Raw genomic sequence first — 17,434 nt, forward strand, 5'->3', positions numbered from 1 at the left:
CGCCGGGGCGGCTTCACCTCCTGCGAACCTCTAACCGAACGGCGGCAAATGTCACGCGAACGGCCGGCTGCTGTGCCGGCGTCAGAAGACGCTGGCACCCGTATCGGCGGTGCCGACGGCGCGGCGGAACACGGCGAAGAGCTCGCGCCCGAGCCCGACCTCGTTGCCCGAAAGGTCGGCTTCGGCGTTGGGGCGACGCGCGAACTCGGCGGGATCCACCAGCACTTCCAGCGTGCCGGCTTCGCCGTCGAGGCGGATCAGATCGCCGTCGCGGATCTTGCCGATCGGCCCGCCGTCGAGGGCTTCCGGCGTCACATGGATCGCGGCCGGCACCTTGCCGGACGCGCCGGACATGCGCCCATCGGTGACAAGGGCCACCTTCTGGCCGCGGTCCTGCAGAACGCCGAGCGAGGGCGTCAGCTTGTGCAGCTCGGGCATGCCGTTGGACTTCGGTCCCTGGAAGCGCACGACGGCGACGAAATCTCCCGTCAGTTCCCCCGCCTTGAAGGCGCGCTGCAGCGAGTCCTGGTCGTGGAAGACGCGGGCTGGCGCTTCGACGACGCGCTTTTCCGGCTTCACCGCCGAGACCTTGATGACGGCCTTGCCGACATTGCCGTTGAGGACGCGAAGGCCGCCGTTCGAGGAGAACGGCTTGTCGGCGGTGGTGAGAACCTTCGGATCGCCGCTTTCGGCCGGCGCCGGTACGCGCACGACCTGCCCCTCGTCCCCGAGCTTCGCCTCGACCGTGTAGGCCGAGAGGCCGGTGCCCCAGGCGGTGCGCACGTCGTCGTGCAGGAGCCCGTGGGACAGGAGCTCGCGGATCAGGAAGCCCATGCCGCCGGCCGCCTGGAAGTGGTTCACGTCGGCGAGCCCGTTGGGATAGACGCGCGCGAGCAGCGGCGTGACCTCCGAGAGGTCTGAAATGTCGGCCCAGGTCAGCTGGATGCCGGCTGCGGCGGCCATCGCGACGAGATGCAGCGTGTGGTTGGTCGAGCCGCCGGTGGCATGGAGGCCGACGACGCCGTTGACCACCGCCCGCTCGTCCACCACGAGGCCGGCCGGCGTATACTCGTTGCCGAGCGCGGTGATCGAGAGGGCGCGGCGCGTCGCCTCGCGGGTCAGGGCGTCGCGCAGCGGCGTGTTCGGATTGACGAAGGACGAGCCCGGCGTGTGCAGGCCCATGATCTCCATCAGCATCTGGTTGGAGTTGGCCGTGCCGTAGAAGGTGCAGGTGCCCGGCCCGTGGTAGCTTTTCGATTCGGCCTCGAGCAGCGCGTCGCGGCCCACCTTCCCTTCCGCGTAGAGCTGACGGATGCGCGCCTTCTCATCGTTGGGCAGGCCCGTCGTCATCGGGCCCGCCGGCACGAAGATCGCCGGCAGGTGGCCGAAGGAGAGCGCCGCGATGACGAGCCCCGGCACGATCTTGTCGCAGACGCCGAGATAGACGGCGGCGTCGTACATGTCATGGCTGAGGCCGACAGCGGCCGACATGGCGATCACGTCGCGCGAGAAGAGCGACAGCTCCATGCCGATCTGGCCTTGCGTGACGCCGTCGCACATGGCCGGCACGCCGCCCGCGACCTGCGCCGTCGCGCAAGCCTCGCGCGCCGTCTGGCGAATGATCTCAGGGTAGGTCTCGAACGGCTGATGGGCCGAGAGCATGTCGTTGTAGGACGTGATGATGCCGAGATTGAGCGTCGTGTCGCCGGTCAGCCGCGCCTTGTCGGTCGGGCCGCAGGCGGCAAAGCCGTGGGCGAGGTTGCCGCAGTTGAGGGCGGTGCGCTTGGGCGCGCTCTCGCCCTTCAGGCGGATGCGGTCGACATAGGGCTCACGCGTCGGCTTGGAGCGCTCGCGGATGCGGTTGGTGATCTCTTCGATGCGGCGGTCGGCGGCCATGGCATCATCCCTTCGGGTCGCAGGGGTGTGGTTTGCGGCGCGTCAGGGCGCCCAGAAGACTTGCAGGGGTTCCTCGCGCGGCGCGCGCAGGACGGAGCGGACCGGCATTTCGGCGACCGTTCCGTCGGCCAGCGCCTTCTGCAGCGTCTCGCGCTTCTCGTCGCCTTCGATGTGCAGCGCGAGAAGGCGCGCCTCGAGGAGAAAGGGCAGCGCCAGCGTGATGCGCGGCTCGCCGGCGCCCGGCGCCTCGATCGCGAGGACGCGGTGCCCAGCTTGCGGGTCGATCGCCTCGGCTAGGCGATCGGCGCCCGGAAAGAACGAGGCGGTGTGCCCGTCGTTGCCCATGCCGAGGATCACGGCGTCGAACGGGCGGGGCAGGGCCGCCAGGCGCCGCGATACCTCGTCCTCGGCCTCGCGGGCGCTCGCCCCCTCCTCGAATAAAGGTTCGAGCCGCGCGCTCGCGGCCGGTCCCGTCAGGAGGTTCTCACGCACGAGGCGCGTGTTGGAGCGGTCGCTCGTCTCGGGCACCCAGCGCTCGTCGACGAGGCAGACGGTGACGCGCGACCAGTCGAGGTCGGCCTTCGCCAGCGTCTGGAAGAAGAGCTTCGGCGTCGAGCCGCCGGAGACCGCGAGCACCGCCTGGCCGCGCGTCGCGACGCCGCCGCAAAGGACCGCGGCGACGCCGGTCGCCAGCGCCTCGGCCAGCGCTTCGCGCGTCGGATAATGGTGCTCGCGTATTGTCATCCCAGCCTCAATCGGGTTCGTGCCAGGTGCGCCCGTCGCGCTCGATCAGGGCGATCGAGGAGGAGGGGCCCCAGGTGCCGGACGTGTAGCCCTGCGGACGCACGGCGCGCGCGTCCCAGGCCTTGAGGATCGGGTCGACCCATTCCCACGCCGCCTCGACCTCGTCGCGGCGCATGAACAGGGTCTGGTTGCCCCGGATCACATCCATCAGAAGGCGCTCGTAGGCGTCCGGGTTCCGCACGTGGAAGCTCTCGGCGAAGCTCATGTCGAGCGGCACGTGGCGCAGGCGCATGCCGCCGGGGCCGGGGTCCTTGATCATCAGCCACTGCTTCACGCCCTCGTCGGGCTGCAGACGCATGACAAGCTGGTTCTGCTGCACGTGGCCGGCGGCGTTGTCGAAGATCGAGTGCGGGATCGGCCGGAAGGTGACGACGATCTCGCTCATGCGCTCCGACAGGCGCTTGCCGGTGCGGATGTAGAAGGGCACGCCCGCCCAGCGCCAGTTGTTGATCTCGGCCTTGATGGCGACGAAGGTCTCGGTGTCGCTCGTCGGCTCGCCGAGGTCCTCGAGGTAGCCCTTCACGGCGCCGCCGTTGGAGGCGCCGGCCTTGTACTGGCCGCGCACGGTGAGGTGCTCGATGTTGCTCTCGTCAATGCGTTTCAAAGAGCGCAGGATCTTCAGCTTCTCGTCACGCAGCGCGTCGGCGTCCATCGCGGACGGCGGCTCCAGCGCCACGAGGCAGACCAGCTGCAGGATATGGTTCTGCACCATGTCGCGCAGCGCGCCGGCCTTGTCGTAGTAGCCCGCGCGCCCCTCGAGGCCGACGCTCTCGGCCACCGTAATCTGGACGTGGTCGACATAGGCCGAGTTCCAGAGCGGCTCGTAGAGCATGTTGGCAAAGCGCAGAGCCATCAGGTTCTGCACCGTCTCCTTGCCGAGATAGTGGTCGATGCGAAAGACCTGGCTTTCGTCGAAGTGCTCGCCGATCAGGGCGTTCAGGGCCTTCGCTGAGGCGAGGTCGCGCCCGACGGGCTTCTCGACGACGATGCGTGTCTTCTCGTGCGCGAGGCCGTGGCGCTTCACCGAGGAGGCAAGGTCGCCGAAGAGGCTGGGGCTGACGGCGAGATAGAAGGCGCGGATCCGGTCCTGGCCCGCCTCGTCGAGAAGGCTCTTCAGCTCGGCCCAGCCGGTCTCGCTCCTAGCGTCGACCTGGCGGTAGTAGAGACGCGACAGGAAGCGCTCGACGGCCTCCTCGGTGCGATGGGCCTCGCCGACGAAGCTGTTCAGTGCCTCGCGGCCGAAGGCGCGGTATTCCTCGTCGGTGAACGGCGTGCGCGAGGCGCCGATGATGCGGGCGCCGGGCGGGATCTGGCCGTCGAGGTCCCGGTGGTAGAGCGCGGGCAGGAGCTTGCGCTCGGCCAAGTCGCCGTTGCCGCCGAAGACGATGTAGTCGAAGCATTCGACAGGAATGATCTGACTGGACACGCGAAGCCTTCTCCGTTCAGCGGGGAACCAGTTTACAGCCGATCCGATCCCGCAGCCGTGGATAATTCAATCGATTGAAAAAGGAAAGGTCGAACCGTCCGGGCCAAGGCCCGAACGGCGGGACGCATCATGGTTTGCGAGGACGGCGCGCGGCCGCGCGGGCGATCGCGCTGACCAGAAGATCGCTGACGAACGGCTTCTTCACCGCATCGGCCCCGCGTGCTTCCTCGGGAAACTCGATCGCCTCGCCGTAGCCGGTGACGAACACGAAGGGGATGCCCTTGGTGTTGAGGTCGCGCACCAGCGGGAATGAGGTTTCCGAGCCGAGATTGACGTCGAGCAGCGCGACGTCGATCGCCTGACCCTCGATCACCTTGCGCGCCTCGCCGACGCTGGCGGCGGTGAAGACTTCCGTCATCCCGTGTTCGGCGAGCATCTGCTCGGCGTCGAGCGAGATGATGAGGTTGTCCTCGACCACGAGGCCGCGAAGGCCGGCGAGGGCCGCGACGGGCGCCGCGGCGGACTGCGTTTCGACCGGGGCCTGCGCGACGGGCGCGCCCGGATCGCCGGCAAGATGGAAGACGTTGCCGGGCAGGGTGAAATGCGCGCGCACGCCGGCGAGGTGGTAGTCGATGCGCGCCTCGCCCGACAGGTCGTGCGGGATGGAGCGCTCGATGATCGTCGATCCGAAGCCGCGGCGCGTCGGCGCGGTGACGGGCGGTCCGCCGCTCTCGGCCCATTCGATCCGGCAGGCGTCGTTCTCGTCGATGTACCAGTTCACGGCGACGCTGCCCGAGGAGTCCGACAGGGCGCCGTACTTGGCCGAGTTGGTCACGAGTTCGTGGAACACCAGCGCCAGCGTCGAGAAGGTCACGGCCTCGACGACGATCTCGGGGCCCGACATCAGGACGCGTCCCGCCTTCTCGCCGATATAGGCCGAGACCTCGGTGCGGATGATGTCGCTCAGCGTCACCGCGCCCGCGTCGGCGCTGGTGATCTGGTCGTGGGCGCGCGCCAGCGCCTGGATGCGCCCGCCGATGATCGCGGCGAACTCGTCGACGGTCGCGGCGCCCGGCTTCGACTGAACGACCAGCGCCCGGATCAGGCTGAGGACGTTGCGCACACGGTGGTTCAACTCGGCGATCAGGAGTTCCTGGCGTTGCGTCGCCAGCGTCTGCTGGCGCTGCGATTCCTCGTTGAAGCGCAGGAGCACCTCGAGGATCGACACGCGAAGCCCCTCGGCGGCCTTGGTCTCGCTGACGGTCCATGGGAAGCTCTTGCCGTGGACGGTCTGCTTCCACGCCTCGAAGCTCTTGCGCGGCGTCAGGCGCACGCCGTTCGGGCCGACCGTCCGCTCCTTGGTCTTCGGGTCGCCCGCCCAGGTGACGGTCTGGATGATCTCGCGCCGGAAGAACAGGAGATAGTCGCGCGGCGAGCGCGAGATCGGGATCGCAAGGACCCCCGAGGCGCGCTCGATGTAGTCGGCCGCCGGCGGATGGACCGCCGAAATCTCGTCGGTCGCGAAGATCCGGCCGGAGCCTGCGCGATTGAGGAAGCGCGCGAGATGGGCGATCTCTTCGGGCGACGGGCAATGGCCGTAGCACTGCGCCTCGCCCTTCACATAGACCGCGAAGCCGTCGGCCGGGATGATCTCGCGCAGGTCGTCGGCGAACTCGCCGATCGTGTCGAGCGTCGAGGAGGCCGCGACGATGCGCGAGACGAAGCGGTCGTGCAGGACACGACCGGCTTCCTCGAGCTGACGCTGCTCCTTGGCGAGGCGCCCCTCGATGATCAGCGAGACCATCTGGCCGAACAGCTCGGCCGCCGCGCGCACCTCCATCGCGAGATGGCGCGGGGCGTAGTTGTGAAGCGCGAAGAGGCCCCAGAGCTGACCGTCGATGACGATCGAGACCGACATGGAGGCCGAGACGCCCATGTTGGTGAGATATTCGATGTGGATCGGCGAGACCGAGCGCAACACCGACAGCGACAGGTCGAGCGCCTTGCCGTGCGGATCGAACTCCGGGATCACCGGCACCGTCTCGGACTGGACGTCCGCGATGAGGCGCACCTGGTTGCGCACGTAGAGCGCGCGCGCCTGGGGCGGAATGTCGGTCGCCGGATAGTTCAGGCCGAGGAACGAGCCGATGCCGGAGCGCGCGGCCTCCGCGATCACGGAGCCGGCGCCTTCGCTCGCGAAGCGATAGAGCATCACCCGGTCGAAGCCGGTGATGCCGCGCAGTTGGCGCACGCTTTCCTTGTAGAGCCCGTCGAGACCCTGCGTCTTCTGGACCCGCGTGATCATGCTCTTGACGAGCGCGCCGGGATTGGTCGACGGCCGCTCGGCCTGCGGTTCGGCCTCGATGATGATCGAGCCGCCCGACACGTGGATCGCCACGTCGAAGCGCGTGCCGGTGCCGAAGAGGTCGAGGCCGACGATGCGCTCGGCCCCGTTGTCGCCCGACAGGATCTGCAGGCGGCCGCGGATCGAGTGGAGCGCGCTTTCCGAGACGATGGTGAGGACGGATTCGCCGAGAAGACTTTCGGGCTCGCGCCCGACGACGTCACCGATATTGGTCGAGACGCGTTCGATCAGCCAGTCGGTCGACACCGCCAGCAGATAGCCGAAGTTCTGGATCCGACCCAGAAACTGGATCGGCTCGCGCTCGCAGTTGGTGATGTCGACGTCGCCGAACGGCGGTGGCTGGATCGTCAAGCGCGGGTCGTCCTCTTGTCGTCGTCCCCGCACAGCATGCGGAAGTAGCGGAACGTCGCGTCCGCTGCCGCCACGGCCCGCCGCATGTCCGCCTCGCCCGCCGGCTCGGCCGCCATGCGATCGAGCAGCCATGTGAACGGGCGCGCGTCGCTGGAGGCCTCCAGATAGTGAGTCGGCCAGCGCGCGCCAGAAAGTCGCTCATCACGTTTGATGGCGCGCGACATGTATTTAGCGCCCAGGCGCGAGCCTTCCAGCACATAGGCGATGCCGAAAGCCTCGAAGATATCCGGTCGCGGCAACGCAAATGGCGCCGCCGCACGCGGTTCGACGCCGAGGACCTCCGCGTCGCGACGCGCCGCCGCCAGGCGATCGGCATGGTCGCCGTCCGCGCCCGGCCGTCCGAGCGGGCTCTGCGCCAGCACTGGCTCGATTGCTTCGTGGGCCTGAAGGTTCATGGCGATGAAGCGCCGATAATGCCCGCCGGAGGCATCCGCGAACATATCGGCGAAGGATGCGTCGAGCGCCTCGTGCGCCGCTTGTGTGTCCGCGCGCAGCCGATCCCGCAGCGAGGGTTCGGAGCGGGAAGGGGCGGGGATGGCGCTCAAATCCTGAAACTTCTGATAGATCGGACAAAATGGAAACGCGACCGTTCCTTTCGCCCTTTTCCGTCATCACAACCGATCGCGCAAGGCGTACCACGTCATGGCGAGAAACAGGAGCGGCGCGCGCAGCCACGTCCCGCCGGGGAAGGCGGGGATGTCGAGATCGCGAAGGGCGGCGAGCGGGTCGCCGTGGCCGGTCAGCCGGTCGGCGTAGAGCTTGCCTGTCCAGTGCGTCAGCATCACCCCGTGGCCCGAGAACCCGGCGACGACGTCGAGGCCCGGCTGGGTTTCCGCGACATAGGGCATCCGCGGCATAGTGACGGCCACCGAGCCGCCCCAGGCGTGGGTGAAGCGGACGTCGGACAGGTGCGGCCAGATCGAGACGACCTGTTTGCGGATCTGCCCGGCGATGTCGCCGGACGCCGAGGTGTAGGCCTCGCGACCGCCGAAGAGGAGCCGCCCGTCCGCGCTCTTGCGAAAATAGCGGACGACGAAGCGGGAATCGTCCGCCGCCTCGTTGCCCGGCAGCACGCGGTCCGGCTCGGCCAGCGGCTCGGTCGCCGCGATGAAGGAGCGGATCGGCATGACATGGGCGGCGCTCCGCGGCTCCAGCCGGCCGCCATGGGCGTTTGTCGCGAGAAGCACGCGCGCGGCGGTGATCGTGCCGCGCGCCGTTCGCGCCTCCCAGAGCCCGGCGGCAGTCCGCGTCAGTCCCTCGATGCGCGTCTCCTCGCAGAGCCTCGCTCCCGCACGGGCGGCCGCGCGCCCCAGACCGACGAGGAGCTTCATCGGATGGAGGTGGCCGGTGCCGACGTCGCGAAGGCCGGCATGGTAGGTGCCGGAGCCGAGGCGCGCGGCGGTCTCCTCGCGGTCCATGAAGCGCAGATGCGGGTAGTCGTAGCGCTCGGCGAGATGGTCGGCATGCCGGCGGAACTCGTCGACATAGCGCGTGCGATGGGCGAGCGAGATCTGGCCGGGGCGGAAATCGGCGGCGATGCCCTCGCGCACCATGGTCTCGTGCAGCCCGGCCTTGGCCTCCTCCGCCATCGCGAAGAGGCGGCGGGCGGGCTCCAGCCCGTATTTCTCTTCCATCTCCTCCGGCCAGAGGCGCTGGCCGGTGCCGAACTGGCCGCCGTTGCGCCCCGAGGCGCCGTCGCCGAGCCGGGCGGCCTCGCAGACGACGACATCGATGCCGGCGCGGGCGAGGTGGAGCGCGGCGGACAGGCCGGTGAAGCCGCCGCCGATGACGAGCACGTCGGCACGGGCCGAGCCGTCGAGCGCAGGGTAGCGCGGGCGCTCGCCGACGGAGTCCTCGTACCAGGACCGGCCCGGCGAGATCGGGGACTGGTAGGGCTCAGACATTCAGGAGCAGGAACTCGCGCTCCCACGGGCTGATGACCTGCATGAAGGTCTCGTGCTCGCCGCGCTTGATGCCGGCATAGGTTCCGACGAACTCCTTCGACAGCACCTCCTGGAACGCCTCCTCCGCCTCGAAGGCGGCGACCGCCTCGAGAAGGCCGCGCGGCAGCGAGATCACGCCGTCCTCGTTGACGGTCCGGTCGGTCGGCTGGTCCGGCTCCACCGCGTTGACCATGCCGAGCCAGCCGCAGGCGAGCGAGGCTGCGAGCGCCAGATAAGGGTTGGCGTCGGAGGAGGGCAGGCGGTTCTCGACGCGCCGGGCGGCCGCGTCCGACGCCGGCACGCGGAAGGCCGTGGTGCGGTTGTCGAAGCCCCAGGCGTTGTTGGTCGGCGCCGACATGCCGTAGGTGAGGCGGCGATAGGAGTTGACGTAAGGCGCCATCATCACGAGCGCGGCCGGCACGTAGCGCTGCATGCCGCCGAGGAAGTGGTAGAACAGCGGCGACGGCGAGCCGTCTTCGCCGGAGAAGACGTTGCGCCCGGTCGCGAGATCCACCACCGACTGGTGGATGTGCATGGCCGAGCCCGGCTGGCCCTGAATGGGCTTGGCCATGAAGGTCGCGTAGATGTCGTGCTTCAGCGCCGCCTCACGGATCGTGCGCTTGAACATGAAGACCTGGTCGGCCAGCTCCACCGGGTTGCCGTGCCGCAGGTTGATCTCGAGCTGCGCCGCGCCGTCCTCGTGGATCAGCGTGTCGATCTCGAGACCCTGCCCGTCGGAGAAGTGGTAGATGTCGTCGATCAGCTCGTCGAACTCGTTGATGCCGCCGATCGAATAGGCTTGGCCCCCCTGGATCTGGCGTCCCGAGCGGCCGATCGGCGGCGTCAGCGGATAGTCGGGATCTACGTTCTTGGAGACGAGGTAGAACTCGATCTCGGGCGCCACCACCGGGCGCCAGCCACGGTCCTCGTAGAGCTTCACGACGCGCTTCAGCACATTGCGCGGGGTGTAGCCGACCGCCTCGCCCGCCGTGTCGACGAGATCGCAGATCACCTGCGCCGTCGGGTCGGTTTCCCAAGGCACGGCCGACAGCGTCGAGAGGTCCGGCACGAGCTTCAGGTCGCCGTCGTTCGGCGAATAGCGGAACGAGCCGGTCTCCTCCGGGTATTCGCCGGAGATCGTATGCATAAAGAGCGCGGAGGGGAGCGCCAGCGACGTGTTGCCGGTGAATTTCTTGGCCGGCATCATCTTGCCGCGCGCGACGCCCGCAAGGTCGGGCGTGATGCATTCGAGATCTTCGATGCCCCGCACCCGCAGCCACTCGGCGGCTTCCGCCATTGAACGCACGCCGCGCTTGGAGTCGAGGAAGCCGGAGCGGTCCGCGGCCGCGGCCGGCACGGTCTTGGCGATTCGCGGCCGTTCCGCCGGCGCGCCCGACACCTTGCCGATCGTCCGCCCCTCCGGTGCACCGCGTCGCTTGGGCTTGTCGCGCTTGATCTTCGACAAGGCGCCGGCGTCGTGCTTGGGCGGTCGGGTACGGTCCTGCATGCGGTCCTGCTGGCAAGGGGCAGATGGTAAAAGCATAGCCGGTTGCCGGGAAAGCCGAAAGCCTCCGGCGGCGGGCGCTGGAGGCTCAGGTCGAGGGCAGGGCGCCAGCTCAGATGCGGCCGGCGAGCACCACCGGGATCATCAGGTCGCCCCAGCTTCCGTCGCCGCCGTGATGGCGGGCCGAGCGAACGAGCTCCACCGAGACGCCGGCCTCGACGGCGCGCATCACGGACTGGTTGAGGCGGTGCAGGTCGTTGGCGAGGATGCGGATGGCGTTCTGCGCGTCCTCCGACAGCGCGCTCGCCTGCGCCTCGGCGCGCTCGCGGACATGGGTGCGGGGACGCTCGATCGGGCTGACGTTGCTCATGGTGCTTCTCCCTGTCGCGGTTGGGTGGCGGATGGTCATTCAGCGGCGTGACGGAACTGCGCGGCTTCGGTCGAGCCGTGCATGGCGGTGGTGGAGGACGCGCCGCCGCCGATCACCGTGGCGAGGGCGTCGAAGTAGCCGGTGCCGACCTCGCGCTGATGGCGCGTCGCGGTGTAGCCATTGGCCTCCGCCGCGAACTCGGCCTCCTGCAGCTCGGAATAGGCTGCCATCTGCCGGTCGCGGTAGCCGCGCGCCAGTTCGAACATACCGAAGTTCAGCTGGTGGAAGCCGGCGAGCGTGATGAACTGGAACTTGTAGCCCATGGCGCCAAGCTCGCGCTGGAACGTCGCGATCGTCGCCTCGTCGAGATTCTTGCGCCAGTTGAACGAGGGCGAGCAGTTGTAGGCCAGCATCTGGTCGGGGTGCTCGCGCCGCACGGCCTCGGCAAAGCGCCGGGCTTGGTCGAGGTCAGGCTTGGATGTCTCGCACCAGATGAGGTCGGCATGCGGCGCGTAGGCGATGGCGCGCGCGATGCAGGGCTCGAGCCCGTTCCGCACGTGGAAGAAGCCCTCCGGCGTGCGGCCCCGGTCGTGATCGACGAACGGCCGGTCGCGCTCGTCGATGTCGGAGGTGAGGAGCGTCGCGGCCTCGGCGTCGGTGCGCGCGATGACAAGCGTGGGCGTGCCCATCGTGTCGGCGGCGAGCCGTGCGGCCGTGAGGTTGCGGATATGCGCCGCCGTCGGGATCAGGACCTTGCCGCCGAGATGGCCGCACTTCTTTTCCGATGCCAGCTGGTCCTCGAAGTGGACGCCGGCCGCGCCTGCCTCGATGAAGGCCTTGGTGATCTCGAAGGCGTTGAGCGGTCCGCCGAAGCCGGCCTCGGCGTCGGCGACGATCGGCGCGAACCACGTGTCGACCGAATGGCAGCCCTCCGCCGTCTCGATCTGGTCGGCGCGCTGCAGCGTGCGGTTGATGCGGCGGCAGAGCTCGGGCGCGGCGTTGGCGGGATAGAGCGACTGGTCGGGATACATCGCGCCGGCCGTGTTGGCGTCCGCCGCGACTTGCCAGCCCGACAGGTAGATCGCCTTCAGCCCGGCGCGGACCTGCTGCATCGCCTGGTTGCCGGTCATCGCGCCGAGCGCGTTGACGAAGTCCTCCTCGCGGAGAAGCTTCCAGAGCCGGTTGGCGCCGTTCTCGGCGAGCGTGTGGCGGATCGCGACCGAGCCGCGCAGCCGCTCGACATCGGCCACCGTATAGGCGCGCTCCATACCGTCGAAGCGGCCTTCGGGCGCGCTGGGAACGAGCGTGTAAAAATCAGTCATCGCGATGGCTCCTGTGTCCGGTCCGTCCTGGCGCGCCGTCTCGAAGCGGCGTCCGTGGAAAGAAATTGACAAGCCTGGGCTCTCGGAGCGACCCTGATCTGCAGGAATGACCTCGAAATTCGTGTCGGTTTGTCGCGATCTTGACAGGCGGGCCGGTCGGTTTGTTGAATCCAGTCAAGGAGCGGATGTGGCCGACAACAAGGTCTTCGCCGGACCCAAAGTGCGGCGCCTGCGCAACCAGCTCGGCCTGACTCAGACGGCGATGGCCGGCACGCTCGGCATCTCGCCGTCCTATCTGAACCTCATCGAGCGCGACCAGCGGCCGCTGACCGTGCAGCTTCTCCTGAAGATGGCGCAGGCCTTCTCGCTCGACCTCGGGGAGTGGCAGGGGGGCGACCGCGAGAAGGTGGTGGCCGACCTCCGGCGCATCTTTGCCGATCCGCTGATCGCGGGCGAACTGCCGGGCGAGGGCGAGCTCGTGGAACTGGCCGACGCCGCGCCCAACGTCGCCGCAGCCTTCGCCAAGCTCCATCGAGCCTATGGCGAGACGCAGACGCGGTTGTCCGACCTGTCGGCCGCGATGGGTCGCGGCGAGGGGGCGGGGCTCCGGCTGTCCCGCCTGCCGCTCGACGAGGTGCGCGACGTCCTGGAAACCCGCCCGCACCATCATGCCGCGCTGGAGGGCGCGGCCGAGCGCCTGCGCACCGAGGTTGGACCGGTCAGCGAGGACCTCGGCGGCGCGCTGCGACGCTGGCTGCGCGAGCGGCACGACATTGCGGTGCGCGTCCTGCCGGTCGAGGTGATGCCGCTCTGGCGGCGGCGCTACGACCGGCATTCGCGCCGCCTGTTCCTGTCGGAGCGCCTCGACGCCGCGGGCCGCCTGCGCGAGACCGCGGCGGAGGCCGTGCGCCTCGCATTCGGCGACGCTGTGGAGGCCGAGGTCGCGAGCTTCGGCTTCTCCAGCGACGAGGCGCAGCGCATCGCGGTGCGCGAACTGACACGCTACGCGGCGCTCGCCCTCGTCATGCCCTACGGTGCGTTCCGCGAGGCGGCCGTGTCGGTCGGCTACGACGTCGAGCGGCTGGCCGCCCGTTTCGGCGCGAGCTTCACCGACGCCGCGGAGCGGCTGACCTCTCTCCAGCGGCGCACGGCACCTGGGCTGCCCTTCTTCTTCCTGGAAACCGACCCAGTGGGCCATGTCCTCCGGCGGGCAGGCGCGCGGGGTTTTCCAGCGGCGCTCTTCGGCGACGCCTGCGCGAGGCTCCCGCATGTGCGCGCCGGCGATGCGGTCGTCGCCGAGCGCGCCGAGATGCCGGACGGCACGGCCTGGCTCCTCGTCGCGAAGGGAGAGGCCGGCCTGCCCGGCGACTTCCCCGATCCCGGCCGGCGAACGCGCGTCCTTCTCGGCTGCGAATGGGACGCGGCGGCGGAGACGGTCTATGCGCGCGCGCTCGGGACGGCGCGCGCCGTCGGCATCGGCCCGGCCTGCCGGACCTGCGAGCGAGAAGCCTGCGCGTCGCGCGCCGAGCCTCCGCTGACGCGCCCGCTCGCGCTCGACGAATGGGTATCGGGTCTGACGCCTTACGATTTCCGTTGAAACGGGCGTGGAAAGAGCGCCATGCAAAGGACGAACGGCCGCGCGGCCGTGACAGTATCGGACACGATCATGACAGACACGTCGTCGAACAAGGCCGGCCCCCAGCAGACCGGCAAGACGCAAGGACTCGAGGACACGATGAGCCGCCGGGGCACGGCGGCCCGCGTCGTGCAGGGCCTCGTGGACAAGGCCGAGGCGCTGAACCTGAAATACGCCCCCAACGGCAACCCGCCGGTCTATCCGACCGACGAGTTTCCCTGGGCGCGCGAGGTCGAGGCCGAATGGCGCCTGATCCGCGCCGAGCTCGACAAGATTCTCGTCCGCAAGGGCGACCTGCCGGCCTTCCACGAAATCTCGTCCGAGGTCCGCTCGATCTCGTCGGACCAGAACTGGAAGACGTTCTTCCTGTGCGGCTACGGCATCAAGTCGGAGGAGGCGATCCGTCAGTGCCCCGAGACCTGGCGCATCCTGCAGAAGATCCCCGGCCTCAAGTCGGCGATGTTCTCGATCTTCGAGCCCAGCAAGCACCTGCCGCCGCACCGCGGGCCCTATAACGGCGTCCTGCGTTTCCATCTCGGCCTGATCGTGCCCGACCAGCCGGACAAGATCGGCATCCGCATCGCCGACGACACGCGCCACTGGCGCGAGGGCGAGGCGCTGATCTTCGACGACGCCTACGAGCACGAGGCCTGGAACCATTCGGATTCGGTGCGCGTCGTGCTTTTCGTCGATTTCGAGAAGCCGCTGCGCTTCCCGGCCAGCGTCACCAACAAGGCGGTGCTCAACCTTGCCGTCTTCACCCCCTTCATCCGCGAGGGCTACAAGGCCCACAAGGCCTGGGAGAAGATGTTCTACGGCGAGGGGCGCAAGCACCGATGAGCGCGGCCGGCGCTCCCGCGTCCGCCGACTGGCGGGGGATGGTGCCGAGCGACACGGCGGCCGTCGTGGCGCTCGCCGACCGGGTGCACCCGACGTTCCACGAGGACGAGGCCGTCTTCCGCGATCGGCTCTCGCTGTTTCCGGACGGCTCGCTGGTGCTGGCGGCGCCGGGCGGCGGGCTCGCGGCCTATGCGATCGCCTATCCCGTGCGCCGCTTCGCCCCGCCGCCGCTCGACACGGTGCTCGGCCGCCTGCCGGAGGGTGCTGACGCGCTCTATATCCACGATGTGGCCGTCGCGCCGGAATGGCGAGGGCGAGGGCTTGCCGAGCCTGCGATCGCCCGGCTCCTCGCGCTGGCGGAGCCGTTCGGTGCGGCGGTTCTCGTCTCGGTCTACGGCACGCCGCCCTTCTGGGCGCGGCACGGCTTCCGGCCCGTCGAGGACGAGGCGCTGACGTCCAAGCTCGCGAGCTACGGCGAGGACGCCGTGTTCATGCTGCGCGAGACTATGAAGGAAGGATGAAAGTCGGCCGCCGGCCCTAGGCAAATCAGGACGCTTTCGCAATATTGCCTTGCAATACAGCTCGATGCGAAAGGTGCCCGTCCGATGCGATTGACCCCCTTCCTGCTTGCCGGCGTACTCGCCGGTCTCGGCACTCATGCGGCCTTCGCGCAGGAAAAGGTGCTCAACGTCTTCAACTGGTCGGACTACATCGACACCTCGATCATCGACGATTTCACCAAGGAAACCGGGATCCGGGTGGTCTACGACACCTACGATTCCAACGAGATCCTGGAAACGCGCCTGCTAGCCGGCGGCAGCGGCTACGACGTCGTGGTGCCCTCGGCCGAGTATCTGTCGCGCCAGATCGATGCGGGCGTCTTCCAGAAGCTCGACCCCTCGAAGCTGCCGAACCTGAAGAACATGTGGCCGGTGGTCACCGAGCGCGTGGCGGCCTACGATCCCGGCAACGCCCATTCGGTCAACTACATGTGGGGCACGACGGGCATCGGCTACAACGCCGCCAAGGTGAAGGAGCTCGCGCCCGACGCGCCGCTCGACTCCTGGGCCCTCGTCTTCGATCCGAAGTTCGCCGAGCCCTTGTCGAAGTGCGGCATCGACATGCTTGACGCGCCGGGCGAGATCCTGCCGGCGGCCCTCCAGTATCTCGGGCTCGACCCGAACGCGACCGACGCGGATTCGCTCGGCAAGGCGCAGGAGCTCCTGATGAGCGTGCGCCCCTTCATCCGCAAGTTCCACTCCTCGGAATACATCAACGGGCTGGCCAACGGCGACATCTGCGTGGCGGTCGGCTTCTCCGGCGACGTCTTCCAGGCGCGCGACCGCGCGGCCGAGGCCGGGCGCGGTGTCGAGATCGGCTACTCGATCCCGAAGGAAGGCGCGATGATGTGGTTCGACCAGATGGCGATCCCCGCCGATGCGCCGCATGTCGAGGAAGCGCACGTCTTCATCAACTACATGATGCGCCCCGAGGTGATCGCGAAGGCGACGGACTTCGTGTCCTATGCCAACGGCAATCTCGCCTCGCAGCCGCTGATCGAGAAGGAAATTCTCGACGATCCGGCGATCTACCCGGACGAGGCGACGCTCCAGAAGCTCTTCATCAAGCGCCCCTACGACTCGCGCGCCCAGCGCCTGGCGACACGCGCCTTCACCACGGTGAAGACCGGCCGCTGACGGCTGAAACGGCCGGGCGCTCGCGTAGCGCCCGGTGTCAGGCAACCGCGACACGAAGGACGGGCATGGCGGGCGCACAGAAATCCCTCGGCAACATCCGACGCAATTTCGATCCCTGGAACGATCCCACCGCCAAGCCCCTCATCGAGTTCGACCACGTCACCAAGCGGTTCGCCGACTCGGTGGCGGTCGACGACCTGTCGCTCGGCATCTACACCCGCGAGTTCTTCGCGCTGCTCGGGCCGTCGGGCTGCGGCAAGTCCACGCTCCTGCGCATGCTGGCGGGCTTCGAGGAGCCGACGAGCGGCGACATCCGCTTAGGGGGAACAAGCCTCAAGGGCGTGCCGCCCTACCGCCGCCCGCTGAACATGATGTTCCAGTCCTACGCGCTCTTCCCGCACATGAGCGTCGAGAAGAACATCGCCTTCGGCCTGAAACAGGACGGCATGGCGCGATCGGAGATCGACGCGCGCGTCGACGAGATGCTGAAGCTCGTCAAGCTCGAGCCCTTCCGGCGCCGCAAGCCCAGCCAGTTGTCGGGCGGCCAGCAGCAGCGCGTGGCGCTCGCCCGTTCGCTCGCCAAGCGGCCGAAGGTGCTCCTACTCGACGAGCCGCTCGGCGCGCTCGACAAGAAGCTGCGCGAGGAGACCCAGTTCGAACTGATGGACCTCCAGCAGGAGCTCGGCTTGACCTTCGTGATCGTCACCCACGATCAGGAGGAGGCGATGACCATGGCCGACCGCATGGCCGTGATGCGGGCCGGTCGCATCTGTCAGGTCGCCCCGCCCGCCGTCGTCTACGAGGCACCGACCTCGCGCTATGTCGCCGATTTCGTCGGCAACGTCTCGCTGATCGAGGCGGAGGTGGAAAGTGTCGCCGGGGGGCTGGCGGTCCTGCGGTCCGCGTCCGGGCGCATCGAGACCGAGACCACGGTTCCGCTCTCGCCGGGGCAGACGGTCGCCTTCGCGATCCGCCCGGAAAAGGTGCGCCTGTCGCGCCGCGCTCCGGAAGCGGGCGCCGCCAACACGCTGACCGGCACGGTGTGGGACATCGGCTATCTCGGCGACGTCACGCTCTTCAATATCAAGCTCACCGACGGCACGCTGGTGCGCTCCACCGTGATCAACGCGGCGCGCGTCGCGTCCGAGCAGATCGCCTGGGAGGAAGAGGTCACGCTCTCCTTCGCGCGCGACGCCGGCGTCGTGCTGGCGGAGTAGGGC

General features: G+C 68.7%; 14 protein-coding genes. 5 read left to right on the top strand and 9 right to left on the bottom strand.

All coding sequences use genetic code 11. The annotated features are described in order from the left end of the window. Positions 1 to 81: 81 nt before the first annotated feature. From edd to aceA, 9 genes are all read right to left on the bottom strand, one after another. Positions 82 to 1,896, bottom strand: a complete 1,815-nt coding sequence (gene edd, locus ACLNGM_RS08395; RefSeq protein WP_416357943.1) for a phosphogluconate dehydratase — start codon at positions 1,894 to 1,896, stop codon at positions 82 to 84. A gap of 42 nt (positions 1,897 to 1,938) precedes the next feature. Beyond that, a complete protein-coding gene (gene pgl / locus ACLNGM_RS08400; protein ID WP_416357944.1) occupies positions 1,939 to 2,640 on the bottom strand; it encodes a 6-phosphogluconolactonase in 702 nt (233 codons plus the stop codon). 7 nt (positions 2,641 to 2,647) lie between these two features. Further along, on the bottom strand, positions 2,648 to 4,126 hold the full coding sequence (gene zwf, locus ACLNGM_RS08405) for a glucose-6-phosphate dehydrogenase (RefSeq protein WP_090962913.1): 1,479 nt from the start codon (positions 4,124 to 4,126) through the stop codon (positions 2,648 to 2,650). Between the two features lie 127 nt (positions 4,127 to 4,253). Continuing rightward, positions 4,254 to 6,842, bottom strand: coding sequence for an HWE histidine kinase domain-containing protein (locus ACLNGM_RS08410; protein WP_416357945.1), 2,589 nt, complete (start codon positions 6,840 to 6,842; stop codon positions 4,254 to 4,256). After that, a complete protein-coding gene (locus ACLNGM_RS08415; protein WP_416357946.1) occupies positions 6,839 to 7,447 on the bottom strand; it encodes a biliverdin-producing heme oxygenase in 609 nt (202 codons plus the stop codon). Before ACLNGM_RS08415 ends, ACLNGM_RS08410 begins: the two co-directional genes overlap by 4 nt. Before the next feature lie 66 nt (positions 7,448 to 7,513). Then, positions 7,514 to 8,806: an NAD(P)/FAD-dependent oxidoreductase gene (locus ACLNGM_RS08420; RefSeq protein ID WP_416357947.1), complete on the bottom strand. Its 1,293-nt coding sequence runs from the start codon at positions 8,804 to 8,806 to the stop codon at positions 7,514 to 7,516. After that, positions 8,799 to 10,352, bottom strand: a complete 1,554-nt coding sequence (locus tag ACLNGM_RS08425) for a glutamine synthetase family protein (protein WP_416357948.1) — start codon at positions 10,350 to 10,352, stop codon at positions 8,799 to 8,801. The genes ACLNGM_RS08420 and ACLNGM_RS08425 overlap by 8 nt, the downstream gene beginning before the upstream one ends. Before the next feature lie 109 nt (positions 10,353 to 10,461). Further along, entirely contained in the window at positions 10,462 to 10,719 is a 258-nt protein-coding gene (locus ACLNGM_RS08430; protein ID WP_416357949.1) for a hypothetical protein, read from the bottom strand. A gap of 35 nt (positions 10,720 to 10,754) precedes the next feature. After that, entirely contained in the window at positions 10,755 to 12,041 is a 1,287-nt protein-coding gene (gene aceA, locus ACLNGM_RS08435) for an isocitrate lyase (RefSeq protein WP_416357950.1), read from the bottom strand. Positions 12,042 to 12,228: 187 nt separating this feature from the next. Between aceA and ACLNGM_RS08440 the strand changes: the two genes are divergently transcribed. The 5 genes from ACLNGM_RS08440 to ACLNGM_RS08460 all read left to right on the top strand — a co-directional run bounded on the left by ACLNGM_RS08440 (position 12,229) and on the right by ACLNGM_RS08460 (position 17,431). Continuing rightward, on the top strand, positions 12,229 to 13,638 hold the full coding sequence (locus tag ACLNGM_RS08440) for a helix-turn-helix domain-containing protein (protein WP_416357951.1): 1,410 nt from the start codon (positions 12,229 to 12,231) through the stop codon (positions 13,636 to 13,638). A gap of 69 nt (positions 13,639 to 13,707) precedes the next feature. Beyond that, entirely contained in the window at positions 13,708 to 14,517 is an 810-nt protein-coding gene (locus tag ACLNGM_RS08445; RefSeq protein WP_416357952.1) for an aspartyl/asparaginyl beta-hydroxylase domain-containing protein, read from the top strand. Further along, entirely contained in the window at positions 14,514 to 15,038 is a 525-nt protein-coding gene (locus tag ACLNGM_RS08450; protein WP_416357953.1) for a GNAT family N-acetyltransferase, read from the top strand. The genes ACLNGM_RS08445 and ACLNGM_RS08450 overlap by 4 nt, the downstream gene beginning before the upstream one ends. Before the next feature lie 84 nt (positions 15,039 to 15,122). Next, positions 15,123 to 16,214 (top strand): polyamine ABC transporter substrate-binding protein, encoded by a 1,092-nt coding sequence (locus ACLNGM_RS08455; RefSeq protein WP_416357954.1) that lies wholly within the window; start codon positions 15,123 to 15,125, stop codon positions 16,212 to 16,214. A 65-nt stretch (positions 16,215 to 16,279) separates the two neighbouring features. Next, positions 16,280 to 17,431 carry an ABC transporter ATP-binding protein gene (locus ACLNGM_RS08460; protein ID WP_416357955.1) on the top strand — a complete coding sequence of 384 codons (1,152 nt, stop codon included), beginning with the start codon at positions 16,280 to 16,282 and terminating at the stop codon, positions 17,429 to 17,431. Positions 17,432 to 17,434: the final 3 nt, after the last annotated feature.

Source organism: Aureimonas phyllosphaerae (assembly GCF_047943035.1).
In the GTDB taxonomy this organism is placed as follows: domain Bacteria; phylum Pseudomonadota; class Alphaproteobacteria; order Rhizobiales; family Rhizobiaceae; genus Aureimonas; species Aureimonas phyllosphaerae.

Coding starts and splice junctions, on each gene's coding strand:
- ACLNGM_RS08430 (WP_416357949.1), bottom strand. CDS start 10,719: ATGAGCAACGTCAGCCCGATCGAGCGTCCCCGCACCCATGTCCGCGAG.
- ACLNGM_RS08455 (WP_416357954.1), top strand. CDS start 15,123: ATGCGATTGACCCCCTTCCTGCTTGCCGGCGTACTCGCCGGTCTCGGC.
- ACLNGM_RS08445 (WP_416357952.1), top strand. CDS start 13,708: ATGACAGACACGTCGTCGAACAAGGCCGGCCCCCAGCAGACCGGCAAG.
- aceA (WP_416357950.1), bottom strand. CDS start 12,041: ATGACTGATTTTTACACGCTCGTTCCCAGCGCGCCCGAAGGCCGCTTC.
- pgl (WP_416357944.1), bottom strand. CDS start 2,640: ATGACAATACGCGAGCACCATTATCCGACGCGCGAAGCGCTGGCCGAG.
- ACLNGM_RS08425 (WP_416357948.1), bottom strand. CDS start 10,352: ATGCAGGACCGTACCCGACCGCCCAAGCACGACGCCGGCGCCTTGTCG.
- ACLNGM_RS08420 (WP_416357947.1), bottom strand. CDS start 8,806: ATGTCTGAGCCCTACCAGTCCCCGATCTCGCCGGGCCGGTCCTGGTAC.
- edd (WP_416357943.1), bottom strand. CDS start 1,896: ATGGCCGCCGACCGCCGCATCGAAGAGATCACCAACCGCATCCGCGAG.
- ACLNGM_RS08460 (WP_416357955.1), top strand. CDS start 16,280: ATGGCGGGCGCACAGAAATCCCTCGGCAACATCCGACGCAATTTCGAT.
- ACLNGM_RS08450 (WP_416357953.1), top strand. CDS start 14,514: ATGAGCGCGGCCGGCGCTCCCGCGTCCGCCGACTGGCGGGGGATGGTG.